The 15568-nt window shown below is 73.5% G+C and carries 14 protein-coding genes; 10 read left to right on the forward strand and 4 right to left on the reverse strand.

Annotation, left to right across the window (positions count from 1 at the left end):
* Nucleotides 1-65: 65 nt before the first annotated feature.
* From ACFVDM_RS21110 to ACFVDM_RS21140, 7 genes are all read left to right on the forward strand, one after another.
* Entirely contained in the window at nt 66-1445 is a 1380-nt protein-coding gene (locus tag ACFVDM_RS21110; protein WP_383641951.1) for an ABC transporter substrate-binding protein, read from the forward strand.
* A gap of 6 nt (nt 1446-1451) precedes the next feature.
* Nucleotides 1452-2414, forward strand: a complete 963-nt coding sequence (locus tag ACFVDM_RS21115; RefSeq protein WP_383641954.1) for a carbohydrate ABC transporter permease — start codon at nt 1452-1454, stop codon at nt 2412-2414.
* Nucleotides 2411-3289 carry a carbohydrate ABC transporter permease gene (locus ACFVDM_RS21120; RefSeq protein WP_383641957.1) on the forward strand — a complete coding sequence of 293 codons (879 nt, stop codon included), beginning with the start codon at nt 2411-2413 and terminating at the stop codon, nt 3287-3289. Before ACFVDM_RS21115 ends, ACFVDM_RS21120 begins: the two co-directional genes overlap by 4 nt.
* A 54-nt stretch (nt 3290-3343) precedes the next feature.
* Nucleotides 3344-5635 carry a hypothetical protein gene (locus ACFVDM_RS21125; RefSeq protein WP_383641960.1) on the forward strand — a complete coding sequence of 764 codons (2292 nt, stop codon included), beginning with the start codon at nt 3344-3346 and terminating at the stop codon, nt 5633-5635.
* Nucleotides 5636-5648: 13 nt separating this feature from the next.
* Nucleotides 5649-7871 (forward strand): FAD-dependent oxidoreductase, encoded by a 2223-nt coding sequence (locus tag ACFVDM_RS21130; protein WP_383641963.1) that lies wholly within the window; start codon nt 5649-5651, stop codon nt 7869-7871.
* A 10-nt stretch (nt 7872-7881) separates the two neighbouring features.
* Nucleotides 7882-8730, forward strand: a complete 849-nt coding sequence (locus ACFVDM_RS21135; protein WP_383641966.1) for an NAD-dependent epimerase/dehydratase family protein — start codon at nt 7882-7884, stop codon at nt 8728-8730.
* A gap of 98 nt (nt 8731-8828) precedes the next feature.
* Nucleotides 8829-9707 carry a polysaccharide deacetylase family protein gene (locus tag ACFVDM_RS21140; protein ID WP_383641969.1) on the forward strand — a complete coding sequence of 293 codons (879 nt, stop codon included), beginning with the start codon at nt 8829-8831 and terminating at the stop codon, nt 9705-9707.
* Between the two features lie 15 nt (nt 9708-9722).
* On the opposite strand, the gene ACFVDM_RS21145 is transcribed toward ACFVDM_RS21140, so the two are convergent.
* The 4 genes from ACFVDM_RS21145 to ACFVDM_RS21160 form a co-directional block, all read right to left on the reverse strand.
* Nucleotides 9723-9944 (reverse strand): hypothetical protein, encoded by a 222-nt coding sequence (locus tag ACFVDM_RS21145; RefSeq protein WP_383641972.1) that lies wholly within the window; start codon nt 9942-9944, stop codon nt 9723-9725.
* Nucleotides 9945-9958: 14 nt separating this feature from the next.
* Nucleotides 9959-10630, reverse strand: coding sequence for an ABC transporter (locus ACFVDM_RS21150; protein WP_383641975.1), 672 nt, complete (start codon nt 10628-10630; stop codon nt 9959-9961).
* A 79-nt stretch (nt 10631-10709) separates the two neighbouring features.
* Nucleotides 10710-11567: an ATP-binding cassette domain-containing protein gene (locus ACFVDM_RS21155; protein ID WP_383642440.1), complete on the reverse strand. Its 858-nt coding sequence runs from the start codon at nt 11565-11567 to the stop codon at nt 10710-10712.
* 11 nt (nt 11568-11578) lie between these two features.
* Nucleotides 11579-12256 (reverse strand): AIM24 family protein, encoded by a 678-nt coding sequence (locus ACFVDM_RS21160; RefSeq protein ID WP_383641978.1) that lies wholly within the window; start codon nt 12254-12256, stop codon nt 11579-11581.
* A 71-nt stretch (nt 12257-12327) separates the two neighbouring features.
* On the opposite strand from ACFVDM_RS21160, the gene ACFVDM_RS21165 reads away from it, so the two are divergent.
* From ACFVDM_RS21165 to ACFVDM_RS21175, 3 genes are all read left to right on the forward strand, one after another.
* A complete protein-coding gene (locus ACFVDM_RS21165) occupies nt 12328-13095 on the forward strand; it encodes a peptidyl-tRNA hydrolase (RefSeq protein ID WP_383641981.1) in 768 nt (255 codons plus the stop codon).
* Nucleotides 13096-13204: 109 nt separating this feature from the next.
* A complete protein-coding gene (locus tag ACFVDM_RS21170) occupies nt 13205-14509 on the forward strand; it encodes a DUF692 domain-containing protein (protein ID WP_383641984.1) in 1305 nt (434 codons plus the stop codon).
* 5 nt (nt 14510-14514) lie between these two features.
* Nucleotides 14515-15549: a TIGR04222 domain-containing membrane protein gene (locus tag ACFVDM_RS21175; protein ID WP_383641987.1), complete on the forward strand. Its 1035-nt coding sequence runs from the start codon at nt 14515-14517 to the stop codon at nt 15547-15549.
* The last annotated feature ends 19 nt before the right edge of the window (nt 15550-15568 follow it).

The following is a 15568-nucleotide window of genomic DNA, read 5'->3' on the forward strand; positions in this document are numbered from 1 at the left end:
CCGCCGCGGCCCCGCGCGCCCTCCCGGCCGCCTCCCTGATTCCCCCTGCCCTTCTTGGAGTTGAAATGTCCAGAACCTCCCGACGTGCGGCCGTGTTCGGCTGCATAGCCGCGGCCGTGGCCCTCACCGGCTGTTCCTCCGTCACCCCGGGCAAGGCGGGTTCGGGCGGCGATCTCGTCCTGCGCGTCCAGGGCATGCCCCCGGCCACCGACAAGCCGGCCCTGGCCCTCTTCAAGAAGCAGGTCGCCGACTTCGAGAAGGCCAACCCGGGGATCAAGGTGAAGGGGTCCACCACGGTCTTCGACCCGCTGACCTTCTCCGCCAAGCTGTCCGGCGGCAATGTCGAGGACGTCATCAAGGTGCCGCTGACCGAACCCCAGCGGCTCATCCAGCAGAAGCAGGTGCTCCCCATCACCGGGCAGCTCCAGGCGTGGGACCACTTCAAGGAGTTCAACCCGCAGGTCCTCAAGCCGGTCAGCGACGAGGCGGGCGAGGTCTACGGCGTCCCGCAGAACCCGTACGCCCAGGGCCTGGTCTACAACCGGGACCTGTTCGAGAAGGCCGGGCTCGACCCGGACAAGCCGCCGGCCACCTGGGAGGAGGTCCGGGCCGCCGCCGAGCGGATCAGCGAGAAGACCGGAAAGGCCGGGTTCGTCCACGAGTCGAAGGACAACCAGGGCGGCTGGCAGCTGACCATGCTGTCGTACGCGTTCGGCGGGGACCTGGAGACCCGGCAGGGCGACACGTACACCGCCACGCTCACCGGCGACGCCACGAAGAAGGCGCTCACCCTGCTCAAGGACATGCGCTGGAAGGACGACTCGCTCGGCCGCAACCAGCTCAACAACCAGAACGACGTGGTCAAGCAGTTCGCGGCCGGCCAGGTCGGGATGTTCATGGGCAGCCCGGGGACGTACCGGCTGGCCAAGATGCAGTTCGGCATGGAGGACATCGACGCCTTCGGCGTCGGTCCGCTGCCGCAGTCCGGCGGCGACGCCACGCTGACCGGCGGTGACATCTACATGGTCCCGAAGTCGGCCGACAGCAAGCACGCGGCGGCCGCGGTCAAGTGGCTGACCTTCGCGTACGCCCAGCCGCAGTACAGCACCGAGAGCGCCGCGCAGCAGGCGAAGGCCCTGGCCGCCGACCCGAAGTCCGCGGTCGGCGTGCCGACGCTGCCGGTCTTCGACGCCGAGCGGCAGAAGCAGATCGACGCGGCGATCGCCCCGTACGCCAATGTGAAGGCGGAGCACTTCAAGCCGTACACGGACGGGCTGGCGAAGCTGGAGCTCAAGGCCGAACCGCCCTACCAGGCGCAGCAGCTGTACACCGCGCTGGACTCCGTCGTGCAGGCGGTGCTGACCAAGCGCGACGCCGATGTCGACGCCCTGCTGGCCTCGGCCGAGAAGGACGTCAACGCCAAGCTCGCCGCCGGCCAGAAGTAGTCCGCCATGAGCCTGCTCACCCCCTCCCGGCGCCCCGCCGCCGCACCGCCCGGAAAGCCGGAGCGGACCGGTCCGGCCGGGCGCTCCGGCACCCCGCGCGGCGCGGGCCTGCGCAAGCAGTTCACCGCCTGGCTGTTCCTCGTGCCGACGCTGCTGGTCTTCGGGCTCTTCGCCTGGTGGCCGATCGTCCGCAGCCTGCTGCTGAGCTTCCAGCGGACCAACCTCGTCGACCCCGCCGTCTGGGTGGGGCTGGACAACTTCCGGGCGGTCTTCGACGATCCGCTGCTGGGGACCGCCGTCTCCAACACCCTGCTGTTCGTCGGGCTCGGCCTGCTGATCGGCTTCCCCGCCCCGCTGCTGCTGGCCGCGGTGATGTCGACGGTGCGGCGGGGCGCCGGGGTCTTCCGCTTCCTGGTCTATCTGCCGGTGGTCATCCCGCCGGTGGTGGCGATCCTGCTGTGGAAGTGGTTCTACGATCCGGGCAGCGGGCTCTTCAACAGCGTGCTGGGGACCGTGGGCCTCGGCCCGTACCCCTGGCTGGAGTCCTCCGGCAGCGCGATGCTCTCGCTGGTCCTGGAGGCGACCTGGGCGGGCATGGGCGGGGCGGTCCTGATCTACCTCGCCGCGATGGTCGGCATCCCGGGCGAGCTGTACGAGGCGGCCGAGGTCGACGGGGCCGGCATCTGGCGGCGGCTCTGGCACGTGATGCTGCCGCAGCTGCGTCCCGTCATCGGTCTGCTGCTGCTCGTCCAGCTCATCAACACGGTGCAGGTCTTCACCGAGCCGTACGTCTTCACCGGCGGCGGCCCGGAGAACTCCACCCTCACGGTGCTGCTGCTGATCTTCCGGTACGCCTTCCAGGACGGGGCGTACGGCCAGGCCGCCGCGCTCTCCTTCCTGATGGTCCTCACCCTCGCCCTGCTCTCCGCGGTCTATCTGCGGGCCACCCGCAGCTGGAGCAAGACATGACCTCCCTCACCACCTTCGTCTCCGTCAACGACCGGCAGCGGCCCGGGGTCCGGGCGGCCGTGCGCTCCGTCCAGGTGCTCACCCTGGTCCTGCTGCTGCTCCTGGGCGTCGGTCCGCTCTACTGGATGGTCAAGGGCGCGGTGTCGCCACCGGCCGAACTGACCACGCATCCGCTCGCCCTGTGGCCGGACCGGCCGCTGACCGGCAACTTCGCCACCGCCTACCGGGATCTGGGCGTCGGCCACTACCTGATGAACACCGTGCTGGTGGTGGGCGGTTCCTGGCTGGTGCAGCTCTTCGTGTCGGCCACCGCCGGCTTCGCGCTCTCGGTGCTCAGGCCCCGCTTCGGCAAGGTCGTCTACGGGGCGGTCCTGGCGACGATGTTCGTGCCGTACACGGTGAACATGGTCAGCCTCTTCATGACCGTGATCGACGTACCGTTCCTCCACCTCAACCTCGGTGACACCTACTGGGCGATCTGGCTGCCGGCCGGGACGAACGCCTTCACGGTGCTGCTGGCCAAGCAGTTCTTCGACGCGCTGCCCCGCGAGCTGTTCGACGCGGCCCGGGTCGACGGAGTGTCCACCCGGCAGCTGCTCACGAAGATCGTGCTGCCGATGAGCCGGCCGGTGCTGGCCGTGATCAGCCTGCTGGCCGTCATGCACAGCTGGAAGGACTTCATCTGGCCGCTGGTCGCGCTGACCGATCCGGAGAAGCAGCCGGTCAGCGTCGCACTGGCCCAGCTCGCCACGCAGGCCCCGCAGGACCAGCTGATCGCGGCGATGGTGCTGGCCGTCGCACCGCCGGTGCTCGTCTTCGCGGTCTGCCAGAAGTACATCGTCGCCGGGCTCGGCTTCACCGGCGTCAAGGGCTGACCCCTCACGCCCTCCCCCGCACCTTCCTCTTCGGGACGAGAGAAAGGCACCACCATGTCCGTTCACCGCCGCACCTTCCTCCAGGGCACGGCCGTCGCCACCGGCGCCGCCCTGCTCCCCGCCGCCCCCGCGCACGCGGCCGACCCGGTCACCCTCACCGCCGAGGGGATCACGGTCGTCGGCCAGAGCGACGGCGGCGTGCTCGTCCGGGACGGCTCGGGCGCCGACCGCGTCCTGATCAGCCACTTCATGATCAAGGACAGCGTGCTGGGCCAGCAGCGCACCTTCGGCGGCGCCCCGGCCCGGATCACCCTGCCCGACGGCCGGCCCGCCCTGCGGATCACGTACACGATGGGCAGTGGGGCGCCGGGCGTCACCGTCAGCGGCGTCTTCGACGTCACCGCCCGTACCCTGCGCATGCGCTGGGAGGTGGGCGGCTCCGCCACGCTGACCCCGACCGGTTTCATGGTCGCCCGGACCCTGGTCCAGCCGAGCGTCCCGGAGTCGTACGAGGCGCTGACGGTCTGGGAGCGCGACGCCCGGGGCGGCATTCCGTACGAGATCGACGCGGGCGGGGTGTACGCGGCCTCCTGGGGCGAGACCTCGGGCTTCTTCTGCCTGGACGCCACCAATCCGTCCTACACGAACGCCACCTGGATCCACGCCCCGGGCACGTCGACGGGCGCGGACATCGCGGTCACGGAGGCCGCCTTCGTCCTCGGGGAGCTGCGGCCGCGTGCGGCCGGGACGATCGCCGCCGGCCGTCCGCTGGGCGTCGAGGTGTGGACCGACCAGCCGTTCAACCTGTATGAGGCGGCCGGGGAGTCCATGCTGCTGCGGGCCCAGGTGGTCAACGGCGGAGCGGCGTCGCGGCCGGTGACGCTGACCTGGTGGGCCCGCGACTTCGCGGGTGCGGTGCTCGGGTCCGGCACGGAGACCCGGGAGCTGGCGGCGGGCGCCTCGTGGGACGCCGCGTTCCCGCTGACCGCCCCGGGCCAGGGCATCGTCTTCACCGAGGTGGCCGTCGCCTCGGGCACCGACCGGGCGCTCGCCCGGACCAACCTCGCGGTGCTCCCCGACTTCGCCTACCGGGCGGGCACCGAGTCCATGTTCGGCATCGCCAACTACCCGTGGCTGCTGAAGCCGGGCCGGGAGGAGGTGCTCGGGCTGCTGCGGAAGCTGGGCGTGAAGTGGGTGCGGATCGCGTACGAGGGGGCGCCCGGCATCGACATCGACACCCTGGACGCGGCGGGCATCGCGCACAACGTGGAGCTCAGCTCCATCCCGCTGGGCGGCACGGCCGAGCAGATCGCCGCCTGGGCGGACACCAACGTCGCGAAGGCGGTGGCGGCGCGCGCCCGGTACTTCGAGGTGGCCAACGAGGTCAACCAGCCGTGGATGTCCGGTCGGGGCGCCGACGTCTACGTGCGCGACGGGCTGAAGCAGGTCACCGACCGGCTGGCCACGGCCGGTCCGACGATGAAGGTGATGAACGCGGGCCTGGGCGGGATGGACTACGTCTGGCTGGAGAACTTCCGCGCGGCGGGCGGCTGGGACCTCATCGACGCGCTCGCCGTCCATCCGGGCCGGGGCAACTTCACCCCCGACTTCGCACCGGATCCGGCGGACTGGACCCAGGGCTCGGCCGGCACCTACTGGAACTTCCTGGGCGCGGTCCGCAAGGCGAAGGCGGTGATCGCGGAGTACGGCGGCGACAAGGAGCTGTGGCTGACCGAGGCGTACGCGCCGACCCGGCCGAACGCCTGGTGGTCCGACACCTACCGGCACGCCGCCGAGAACGTCCTGCTGACGCTCGTCCTGGCGAAGGCCGAGGGGGTCCGGGGCGTCAACTGGTACCAGCTGCACGACTCCACCGTGCTGCACCCGCAGGAGGCGGACCCGGCGAACGCGGAGTACCACTACGGGCTGATGCACCGGGACACCGCGCCCAAGCCGTCGCTGCTGGCGTACGCCACGGCGGCGCGGGTCCTGGACGGGGCCGTGTACGTCCGGCCGCTGGTCTTCGCGGACGCGGACGTCAAGGGGCTGCTGTTCACCACCCCGGACGGTCCGGTCTCGGTGCTGTGGAGCCGCGCGGACGGGTACGTCCTCAACGCCGACCACGGCGAGGACGCGTGGTACGCCTCGCCGGAGCCCTGGACCGACACCTGGACGAGCCGCACCGAGGTCGTGGCCCATTCGGCCGCGGTCGACGGCACCGTGCGGGAGCTGAACTGCATCGGGCAGGAGCGCACGCTCACGGCCGCCGGCGGCAAGGTCACCCTCACGCTCGACGGCGCGCCCCGCGTCTACTACGGCCTCGCCGCCAACCCCGACTGGAAGTAGGAGCACCGGCACCATGAGGAACGAAACCGCACGCCACGACGTCACCGTGGTCGGCGGCGGGCTGGCCGGGGTGAGCGCGGCCGTCGCCGCCGCCCGGCTGGGCCGCACCGTCGCCCTGATCAACAACCGGCCGGTCCTCGGCGGGAACTCCAGCAGCGAGGTCCGCGTCTGGGTCTGCGGCGCGACCGGGCACGGCCGCAACCACTACGCCCGCGAGGGCGGCGTCATGGGCGAGCTGTTCGTCGAGAACCAGTTCCGCAACCCGGACGGCAATCCGTACTTCTGGGACGCGGTGATCCTGGACGTGGTGCGGGCCGAGCCGAACATCACGCTCTACCTGAACACCGATGTGCGCGAGGTGGACGCGGAGGGCCCCGAGGACGCTCGGCGCATCACGGCGGTCACCGGCTGGATGATGGGGTCCGAGCGGCGGATCCGGTTCGAGAGCGCGATGTTCCTGGACTGCTCGGGGGACGGGCTGGTGGGGCATCTGGCCGGGGCGCGGCACCGGATCGGCCGGGAGTCCCGGGCCGAGTACGCGGAGCCGTGGGCTCCGGAGACCGCCGATTCGATCACGCTCGGCTCGACGCTGCTCTTCTACACGAAGGACGCCGGGCATCCGGTCCGGTACGTCGCCCCGGACTTCGCCCGGAACATCGCCGAGACCACCATCCCGCAGCGCCGGATCATCAAGTCCGGGGACAACGGCTGCGCGTACTGGTGGATCGAGTTCGGCGGCGAACTGGACACGGTGCACGACAACGAGCGCATCCGTGACGAGCTGTGGGCGGTCATCCACGGCATCTGGGACCACATCAAGAACTCCGGCGAGTTCGACGCCGACTCGATGACGCTGGAGTGGGTGGGCTCGGTGCCCGGCAAGCGCGAGTACCGGCGCTTCCTCGGCGACTACGTCCTGCACCAGGGCGACATCCTCGGCCAGAGCGAGTTCGCCGACCGGGTGGCCTTCGGCGGCTGGTCGATCGACCTGCACCCGCCGAAGGGCGTGTACGCCACCGAGGACGGGGCCAAGCAGCGGTACGCGGACGGGATCTACCACATCCCGTACCGCAGTCTGTACTCCGTGAACACGACGAACCTGCTGTTCGCCGGGCGGAACATCTCGGCCAGCCACGTCGCGTTCGGCTCGACCCGGGTCATGGCGACCTGTGCGACGCTCGGGCAGGCGGCGGGCACGGCAGCGGCGCTGTGCGCCGCCGGCGGGATCGCCCCGAGGGAGCTGGAACCGGCCGCCCTCCAGCGGACGCTGCTGCGCGAGGACGCCTCGGTGATCGGGCTGGCCTCGGCCGATCCGGAGGACCTGGCGCTGGGCGCGACGGCCACCGCCTCCTCGGTGCTGGCGGCCCCCGACGCGACGGTGGCGCGGGAACGGTGGCCGCTGGCGGCCGACGCCGGATTCGTGGTGCCCGTCGATCCGGCGCTGGACGCGCTGGAGCTGCTGGTGGACGCCGCCCGTGACACCCGGCTCGTCGTCGAGCTCTACGACCCGGGGCTCGGGCAGAACTACGTGCCCCGCCATCTGGTGGAACGGGTGGAGGTGCCGGTCGCGGCCGGGGAGAAGCAGTGGGTGCGCACGGGTCTGCGCTGGGCGCCGGACAGCGCCCGCAACGCCTTCGTCGTCGTACGGGCCGACGCGGATCTCGCCCTGTACACCTCGGACGCGCCGGCCCCGGGGGTGCTGGCGCTGACCCGGGTGGCGCTGCGGCCGCAGGACGAGTCGCCGCAGCCGCTGCGGGAGTGGACGGACGCCGGGCTGCTGCGCCGCACGTTCTGCCTGCGGACGGGGGCCACCTCGGCGTACGCGGCGCAGAAGGCGGTGGACGGTTTCGCCCGACCGTACGCCGGACCGCACATGTGGGTCTCCGAGCCGCTGCGCGAGGGCGGCGAGGAGTGGCTCCAGCTGTCCTGGCCCGGTCCGGTGACGCTGTCGCGGTTCGATGTGCTGGCCGACGACGACGTCAACGAGGACCTGATCAATCTGCACCACCACCGCACCCCGTTCGACGTCCTTCCGACGCTGCTGCGCGACTACCGGATCGAGGCGCGGCGCGCGGACGGCGGCTGGGAGACCGTGGCGCGGACCACGGACAACCGGCGCCGCCGCCAGGTGCACGTGCTCGACGAGCCGGTCACGGCCTCGGCGGTGCGGATCGTGGCCGAGACGACCAACGGGGCCGCGTCGGCGCATGTCGTCGCGGTCCGCGCCTACGCGTAAGGAGCAGCGGGTGGTCACACGAGTCCTGGTCACCGGGGCGGCCGGACGGATCGGACGGGCGGTGCTCGCACTGCTCGCGGAGCGGTCCGTGCAGGCCCACGCGCTGGTCCTGGAGGATCCCGGGGACCTGGCCGCGCGCCGGGTCGTCACCGGGGACGCCGCGGACGCGGAGGCGGTGCGGGCGGCGCTGGAGGGGGTGGACGGCGTGATCCATCTGGCGGCGATCCCCACGCCGGAGCGCACCCCGGCGCGGGAGCTGTTCGGTGCCAACACGCTCGCCACGTTCACGGTGCTGGAGGAGGCGGGTCTCGCCGGAGTGCGGCAGGCCGTCGTCGCGAGTTCCTGGGGGGTCACGGGACTGCCGTGGACGGCCGATCCCTCGCCGCATCCGGCCTATCTCCCGGTCGACGAGGCGATGCCCTCCCAGGTGGCGGACGCCTACGGGCTGTCCAAGCAGGTCGACGAGGCGACGGCCGCGGCGATGGCGCGGCGGCACGGGATGGGCGTGGTCTGTCTGCGCTACCCCTTCGTCGGCGGCTTCGACGAACGGCTGCGGGCCCATGCGGCGCGGGTGACGGCGGATCCGGCGGCGGGGGCCCGGGACCTGTGGACGTATCTGGAGGTGCGGGACGCCGCGCGGGCGGCCCTGCTGGCGCTCGGTGTGCCGGGGCCGGGCGCGCACGCCGTCCATGTGTGCGCCCCCGAGACCCTGGTGCCGTTCCCGACGGAGGAACTGCTGCGCCGCTACCACCCCGGTACGCCGCTGCGCCGGCCGCTGCCCGGACGGACGGCACCGGTGGACACCTCGGCCGCGGAGCGGCTGTTCGGCTTCACGGCGGAGTACCTGCTCGACGACTGAGTGAATCCCGGGGCGGCTTCACCGCCCCGGGAGCGCCGGGGGCGGGCACCCCTGCCCTGATCGGTTAGTTTCCGTGAGTGATCACGTCTGCACGGAAATTGACGACTCTGAGCATCTTGGGTGCGGTGCTGTGCGGCGGCCTCGCCGGCTGCGCGGGCGCGGACGGCTCCCCGAAGGCCGCGCCCCCGGCCGCCCACGCCCCGTCCCCCGCGCACTCCCCCGCGTCCGCCTCCCCCGCCGCCCCGCGCACACCCCCGCCCGCGCCGGAGCCGCCGGTCCTGGCCCCCGGGCCGGGCGGTCTGACGCCCGTACTGAAGCGCGGTGCCGGGCGTACGGAGAAGGTCGTGGCGCTCACGTTCGACGCCGATATGACGGCGGACGAGGGGCCGCGCGCGGCGGCGGGCGAGCGGTTCGACCATCCGGAGCTGATCGCGCTGCTGCGCCGACTGAAAGTGCCGGCGACCGTGTTCATGACGGGGCGCTGGGCCGAGGAGTACCCCGACCAGGCCCGCTCCATCGGCACGGACCCGTTGTTCGAGATCGCCAACCACTCGTACAGCCACTACGCGTTCACCACGCCCTGCTACGGGCTGCCGGCGGTGGACGGCGACCCGGCGGCGATGCGCGGGGAGGTGGAGCGGGCGTTCGACGCGATCCGGCGGTCGGGGGCGCGCCGGGTGGTGCCGTACTTCCGTTTCCCGGGCGGGTGTTACGACCGGGCGGCGCTGCGCGCGATCGCGCCGGAGAAGGTGACGGCGGTGCAGTGGGACGTGGTCGGCGGGGACGCGTTCGCGACCGACGCGGACGCGGTGGCGGAGCAGGTGCTGGACGGGGTGGAACCGGGTTCGCTCGTGGTGCTGCACTGCACGCGCAGCGCGGCCCCGGCCACCGCGCGGGCGGTCCGGCGGGTGGTGCCCGAACTCCGCGCGCGGGGCTACCGTTTCGTACGCGTGTCGCAGCTCATCGCCGGACGGTGAGGTCTCGGCCCCCGGTCAGCCGGAACAGGCCGTCCGCTGGGCCTCCTGCCACTCGCAGACCGGGCAGAGCGTGATGCCCCTGACCGACTCGGGGTACTCGGTCGGCTTCCGGCACAGCACGCACTCCGCGTACGGCGGTCCGGCGGGCTCGTCCGGGGACGCCTCTCGCCGGACGTCCGGGGTGCCGCAGTAGTCCGTGTCCTCGGGATTCAGGGGCTCAGCTCCGCGCTCGTCCATGCGTACGAGCCTACTCAGCCGCGCACCGAAGTGAGCCGGCAGGCGAGCGCCCCCGCGGCGGCGGCCACCGCCGCCGCGCCGAGCAGCGGCAGGACGGGCACCCGGACGGTTCCGGTGAACGACCCGGTGACCAGTCCCGTCACCGCGTACTTCGCGGGCGATCCGGTGGTCACCAGGCACAGCAGCGCCCCGAGCGGAATCGCGGTGAGCGACCAGCCGCGCCGGTGCAGCAGCGGCCGGCTGCCCAGCGTCCCCACCGCCGCTCCGGTCAGCGCACAGCAGCAGGCGGCGAGCAGCCCGGCGAGACCGGCCGCGGGCAGCGGTACCCGGACCCGGTGGTCGGTACTGGCCGGATCGCTGATCGCCAGCACGACGGCGGTGGCCGCCGCGCCCAGCAGCGCCGCGCAGCCGAGCGCCGTGAGCAGGGCCGCCAGATGGACCCGGGGCCGGCCCCCGGCGGCCGCGGCGACGACGGTCCGGGCGGCGGACGGCTCCTGGGTGACGCAGACCTGAACGAGCCAGGCGGTGACGGGCAGCAGCGCGGCGGCGACGTAACCGAGCGAGTCCAGGACGGGCTGGCCGGCCTGGACGACGGTGCCGACGAAGGCGAGGTACAGGAGCACCGGGGCGAGCCACCGCTGGGAGCGCAGGAGCAGGGCGGCCTGGTAGCGGATCAGTGCGTTCATACGGTCTCGTCCAAGGGGTCCGGCAGGGGCACACGCCCCCGCTGACGGGCCGGAGCGGCCCGGTGGCCGATCAGCGCGCTCATACCGCCTCGTCCGCGGGGGCCGGCAGGACCGCGACCCCGGTGACGTGCCAGGGCGGCCGGGCGGTGAGCAGGGTGGTGAGCAGCGCGTCGGAGTGCGCGGCGGCCACGGTGAGGCGCAGGGCGCCGTCCTCGGTGGCGGTGCGTTCGGGGGCTCCGGGGAGCCGGTCCGGCAGCGGGGTGCCGGGCGGTCCCGTCACCTCGATACGGACCCGGGGGCCGGCGGCCGGTCCGGCCGGGGCCGCGGGCACCTCGCGGAGCCCGGTGCCCTCGACGCGCAGCACCGTGTCCGCGGCGCCCGCCAACCTGCGCGGGTCGTGGTCGACGTAGACGACGGTGGAGCCGGCCGCGACGCGGGCGGCGACGGCCCGGTCCAGTTCGTCGCGGGCCGCGGTGTCCAGTCCGGTCCACGCCTCGTCCAGCACCAGCAGTCCGGGCTCGGCCAGCAGCGCCTGGGCGACCGCGACCTTCTGGGCAGTGCCCTTGGACAGTTCGGCCAGGGGCGTCCCGGCATGACCGGCGGCCCCGAAGCGGGTCAGCCACTCCTCCGCCCGGCGGGCCGCCTCGGCGCGCCGCAGTCCGTGGATCCGGCCCAGATGGACGAGGTAGCCGGCGGCCGTGAACGGCAGGGCCGCCGGGAACCGTTCGGGGACGTACGCGGTGCGCGGCCGGTGCCGGGTGATGCGGCCCTCGGTCGGGGCGTCCGTCCCCGCGAGCAGCCGCAGCAGCGTGGACTTGCCGGTGCCGTTGGCGCCCTCGACCCGGACCAGGGCGCCCGCCGGCAGGGCGAGATCGATCCCGCGCAGCACCCAGGGCCCGGCCGGTCCGTACCGGCGGCCCACCGCCTCCAGTCGCAGCAGGGGCCTGTTCAGTTGGACGACGCCTTCTCGGGCTTCAGCTCGCTGGGCCGGACGATCACGAAGCCCTCGCCCTCCAGCCGGAGCTGGACGGCCTCGCCGGAGCCGCCGCGCAGCATGGAACCGACGCTCTGCGAACGGTGCAGCGAGGTGGAGAGGTGGGCGCTCCAGCCGACGACCGCGTCGGTGTCGACGCAGACCGGCTGCTGCGGGCTCACGGGGATCACGATCGGGTGGCCCTCGCACATCAGGGCGAGCTTCCCGTACCCGGTGAAGACGCTGTTGAAGAGCCCGCCCCCGGCCATGCCGGCGCCCTTCACGGTCTTGATCTCGTAGGCCAGCGTGGCGTCGAAGCACAGCACGTTGCGGCCGTTGACGGTGAGCGCGTCGCCCTGCTCGATGTCCACGATGAAGCAGTTGGCCGCCTCGTGGGCGAACCAGGCCTCGCCCTGGCCGCGCACCGCCATCAGCGGCAGTCCCTCGCCGGTGACGGCCCGCTTGAGCATGCCGCCGATGCCCTGGCCCTTGCGTTCGAACTGGAGATTGCCGCGGAAGGCGATCATCGATCCCTGGCGGGCGTGCATCTCGCCGTTGACCGCGTATTTCACCGACTTGGGGTTCTGCAGGGTCATTCCGGGCGCGGTCGCCTGCTGGGCCATGTGCTCGCTGGAAAAGAGATCGCTCTTCATGGCGTGCATCCTCACCCGGAGGGTTTCGTTCCGCCAAGAAGCCCGGTACGGGCGGCTGGCAGACTGGACGGGTGAGCAGCAACGACACCTCCTTCCCCGCGTCCGACACCCCTTCCCCCGCGTCCGGCTCCGCCGGTCCGTCCGAGGACAGCCCGTTCCGCACCGAACGGACGGACCGGGACGAAGCACCCCAGTACGTCCTGCCGTTGGTCGTGCACATCGAGAAGACGGCGCCCCCGGCCCGTACCGACGCCCTGCGCACGGCCGCCCGCGCGGTGCTGGTGATGCTCTCCGACGAGCGGTCCACGGGCGAGGGCGAGTGGGCGGAGGCGATGCGCGACTGGCAGGACGCCCGGATCCGCAAGGTGGTCCGGCGGGCGCGCGGCGCGGAGTGGCGCAAGGCCTCGGCGCTGCCCGGGATCACCGTCACCGGCGAGGAGGCCGAGGTGCGGGTCTATCCCCCGGTGCCGCTGGACGGCTGGCCCAAGGAGCTGGCGAAGCTCCAGGTCTCGGGGACGGACCTGGACGATCCGGAGCCACCCGCCGCCCCGGACCTCTCGGGTCCGGTCCTCTGGCTCAACCCGGATCTCGGCATGTCCGCCGGCAAGGAGATGGCGCAGGCCGGGCACGGGGCCCAGCTCGCCTGGTGGGAGCTGTCCGACGCGGAGCGCACGGCCTGGCGCGAGGCCGGTTTCCCGCTCTCGGTCGCCACCCCGGACCCGGTGCGCTGGAAGGAGCTGACGGTGAGCGGGCTGCCCGTGGTCCGGGACGCGGGGTTCACGGAGATCGCCCCCGGTTCCTGCACGGTGGTCGCCGACCATCCGGCGCTGCGCCGCTGAGCCGCCGGGAGGCGGAACCTCAAATCAAGCTCTGAACGTCTCCCTTCGCGGATTCGGCAGGACACCGCGGGGCCATCACCCCTGCACGGAACGGAGACGGGGGGACGGCGTGGAGCTGGGAATCGGCATCGGCTGGCGGCCGGAGATCGCCGAAGCGGTGGAGGCACTGCCGGGGATCGACTGGGTGGAGGCGGTCGCGGAGAACCTCTGCGCCGGCCATCTGCCGGACTCGCTGGTGCGGCTGAGAGAACGCGGGGTCACGGTGGTGCCGCACGGCGTCTCGCTGGGGCTCGGCGGGGCGGACCGGCCCGACGCCGGCCGGCTCGCCGCGCTCGCGGAACGCGCCGCGCTGACCGAGGCGCCGCTGGTCACCGAGCACATCGCGTTCGTCAGGGGCGGCGGTGTCCGCACCGGCTCCCCCGCCCTGGAGGCGGGGCATCTGCTGCCCGTCCCCCGGACCCGGGCCGCCCTGGACGTGCTCTGCGAGAACGTGGCGATCGCGCAGGACGCGCTGCCCGTGCCGCTGGCCCTGGAGAACATCGCGGCCCTCGTCTCCTGGCCGGACGAGGAGCTGACCGAGGGGCAGTTCCTCGCCGAGCTGGTCGAGCGCACCGGGGTGCGGCTGCTCATCGACGTGGCCAATCTGCACACCAACCACGTCAACCGGGGCGAGGACCCGGCCGAGGCACTGGCCGCACTGCCGGTGGAGTCCCTCGCGTACGTCCATGTCGCGGGCGGCGTCGAGAAGGACGGGGTCTGGCACGACACCCACGCCCATCCCGTCACCGCCCCGGTCCTGGACGTGCTGGCCGAACTGCGCTCCCGGGTCTCCCCGCCCGGCGTCCTCCTGGAACGCGACGACGCCTTCCCGCCCGCCGCCGAACTCGCCGGTGAACTGGACGCCATCCGCGCGGTCCTGGACCGGGGCGGGGACGACGGGCCGGGCCGCTCGCCGCGCGGACCGGTGCGCCAGGGCCCCGTACGGCCCGCCGCCGCACCGTCCGAGGCGGTACGGGACCGGCTCGCGGTCGACCAGACCGCGCTGCTCTCCGCCCTGGTCGCGGGCACCCCGGCCCCCGAGGGCTTCGACCGGCGCAGGCTCGGGGTGCAGAGCCGGGCGCTGGCCGCGAAGCGGGCCGATGTGGTGGCGAAGGTGGCTCCCGAGCTTCCGGAGATCCTGGGGCGCGGCTACCGGGAGGCGTTCCTGGCGTACGCGGGGGCGCGGCCGATGTCCGGCGGATACCGGCGCGACGCGCTGGACTTCGCCGAGCACCTGCTGGTCGCCGGACGGCCGGCCGACGACGCGGCACGGCGCCGGCTCACCCTGTGGTGGCAGGACCGCGCGGGGTCCCGGCCGCCCGGCCGGGCCGTCCGGCTGGCCCGCGCGGCCCGCTCCGTGCTGGTGGGGCGGTGAACGGGATGACCACACTCGCCGTGCTGTTCTCGCTGGCCGTCGCCGTGTCCTCGGTGCTGCTGGTCACCGGGCTCGTCCGCGAACGCCGGGCGCCCGGCGGCCCGGTCCACGATCCGGCCGAGGCGGCGTTCCTCGGCGGCGGACCCGGGCGGGTCGTCGACGCCGCGCTCACCGCGATGCACGCGGACGGCCGGATCCTCGTCGGCGGTCCCGGCATCGTGGCGGTGCAGCGGGCCGTCGCCCACGACCCGGTGGAGCGCGCCGTGCTCCACGCGCACGCCGCCGCCCCGAACGGGGCGCTGCACACCCTGCGGGACGCCGTGATGCGCCACCCCGCCGTCCAGGAGATCGGGGACGGCCTCGCCGCGCGCGGGCTGCTCCAGGTCCCCGGCTCGCACCGGCTCCAGCAGCGCTGGGGCATGACGCAGGGGGTGCTCTGCCTGCTCGCCCTGCCCGTCGCGTTCGCGCTGACCGTCGCGGAGTGGATGGCCTCGGACGGCTTCGTGGACGAGGGCGTCCCGTTCGTCCTCAAGGTGCTGCCCGCCCTGGTCGCCGGCAGCGTCGTGGGCCTCGTCACTGCGGCGGTCGCGCGCTCCCGGATCACCCGGGCGGGGCGCCGGGCCGCCGCCGCGTTCCGGGCCGCCCACCCCGGGCGCACCGACGCGGCCCATCTGGTGGCGACGGCCGGCCCCCGCGCGCACCCCGACCCCGTCCTGCGCGCGTATCTGCTCACGGCGGTCCGGGCCGGGACCGGGACGCCCCGGCGCTCCGGCTCCGCACCGTCCCCGTCGCACGACGGCGCCTCCTCCGCGCTGCTGCTCGCCCCGGCGGTCTGGTGCGCCGGGTCCGCGCCGGGCGGCGGGAGCTGCGGCGGCTCCTCGGGGAGCGGCGGCGGGTCGGGCTGCGGTTCGGGGTCCGGTTCGAGCTGCGGTTCGGGGTCCGGTTCGAGCTGCGGGGGCGGCGGGTCCAGTTGCGGTGGCGGCGGGTCGAGCTGCGGGGGCGGCAGCAGTTGCGGATCGAGCTGCGGCAGCAGTTCCTGAACGGTCCCGCGTCCGCATG

The sequence above is a fragment of the Streptomyces sp. NPDC057682 genome (assembly GCF_042799575.1).
In the GTDB taxonomy this organism is placed as follows: domain Bacteria; phylum Actinomycetota; class Actinomycetes; order Streptomycetales; family Streptomycetaceae; genus Streptomyces.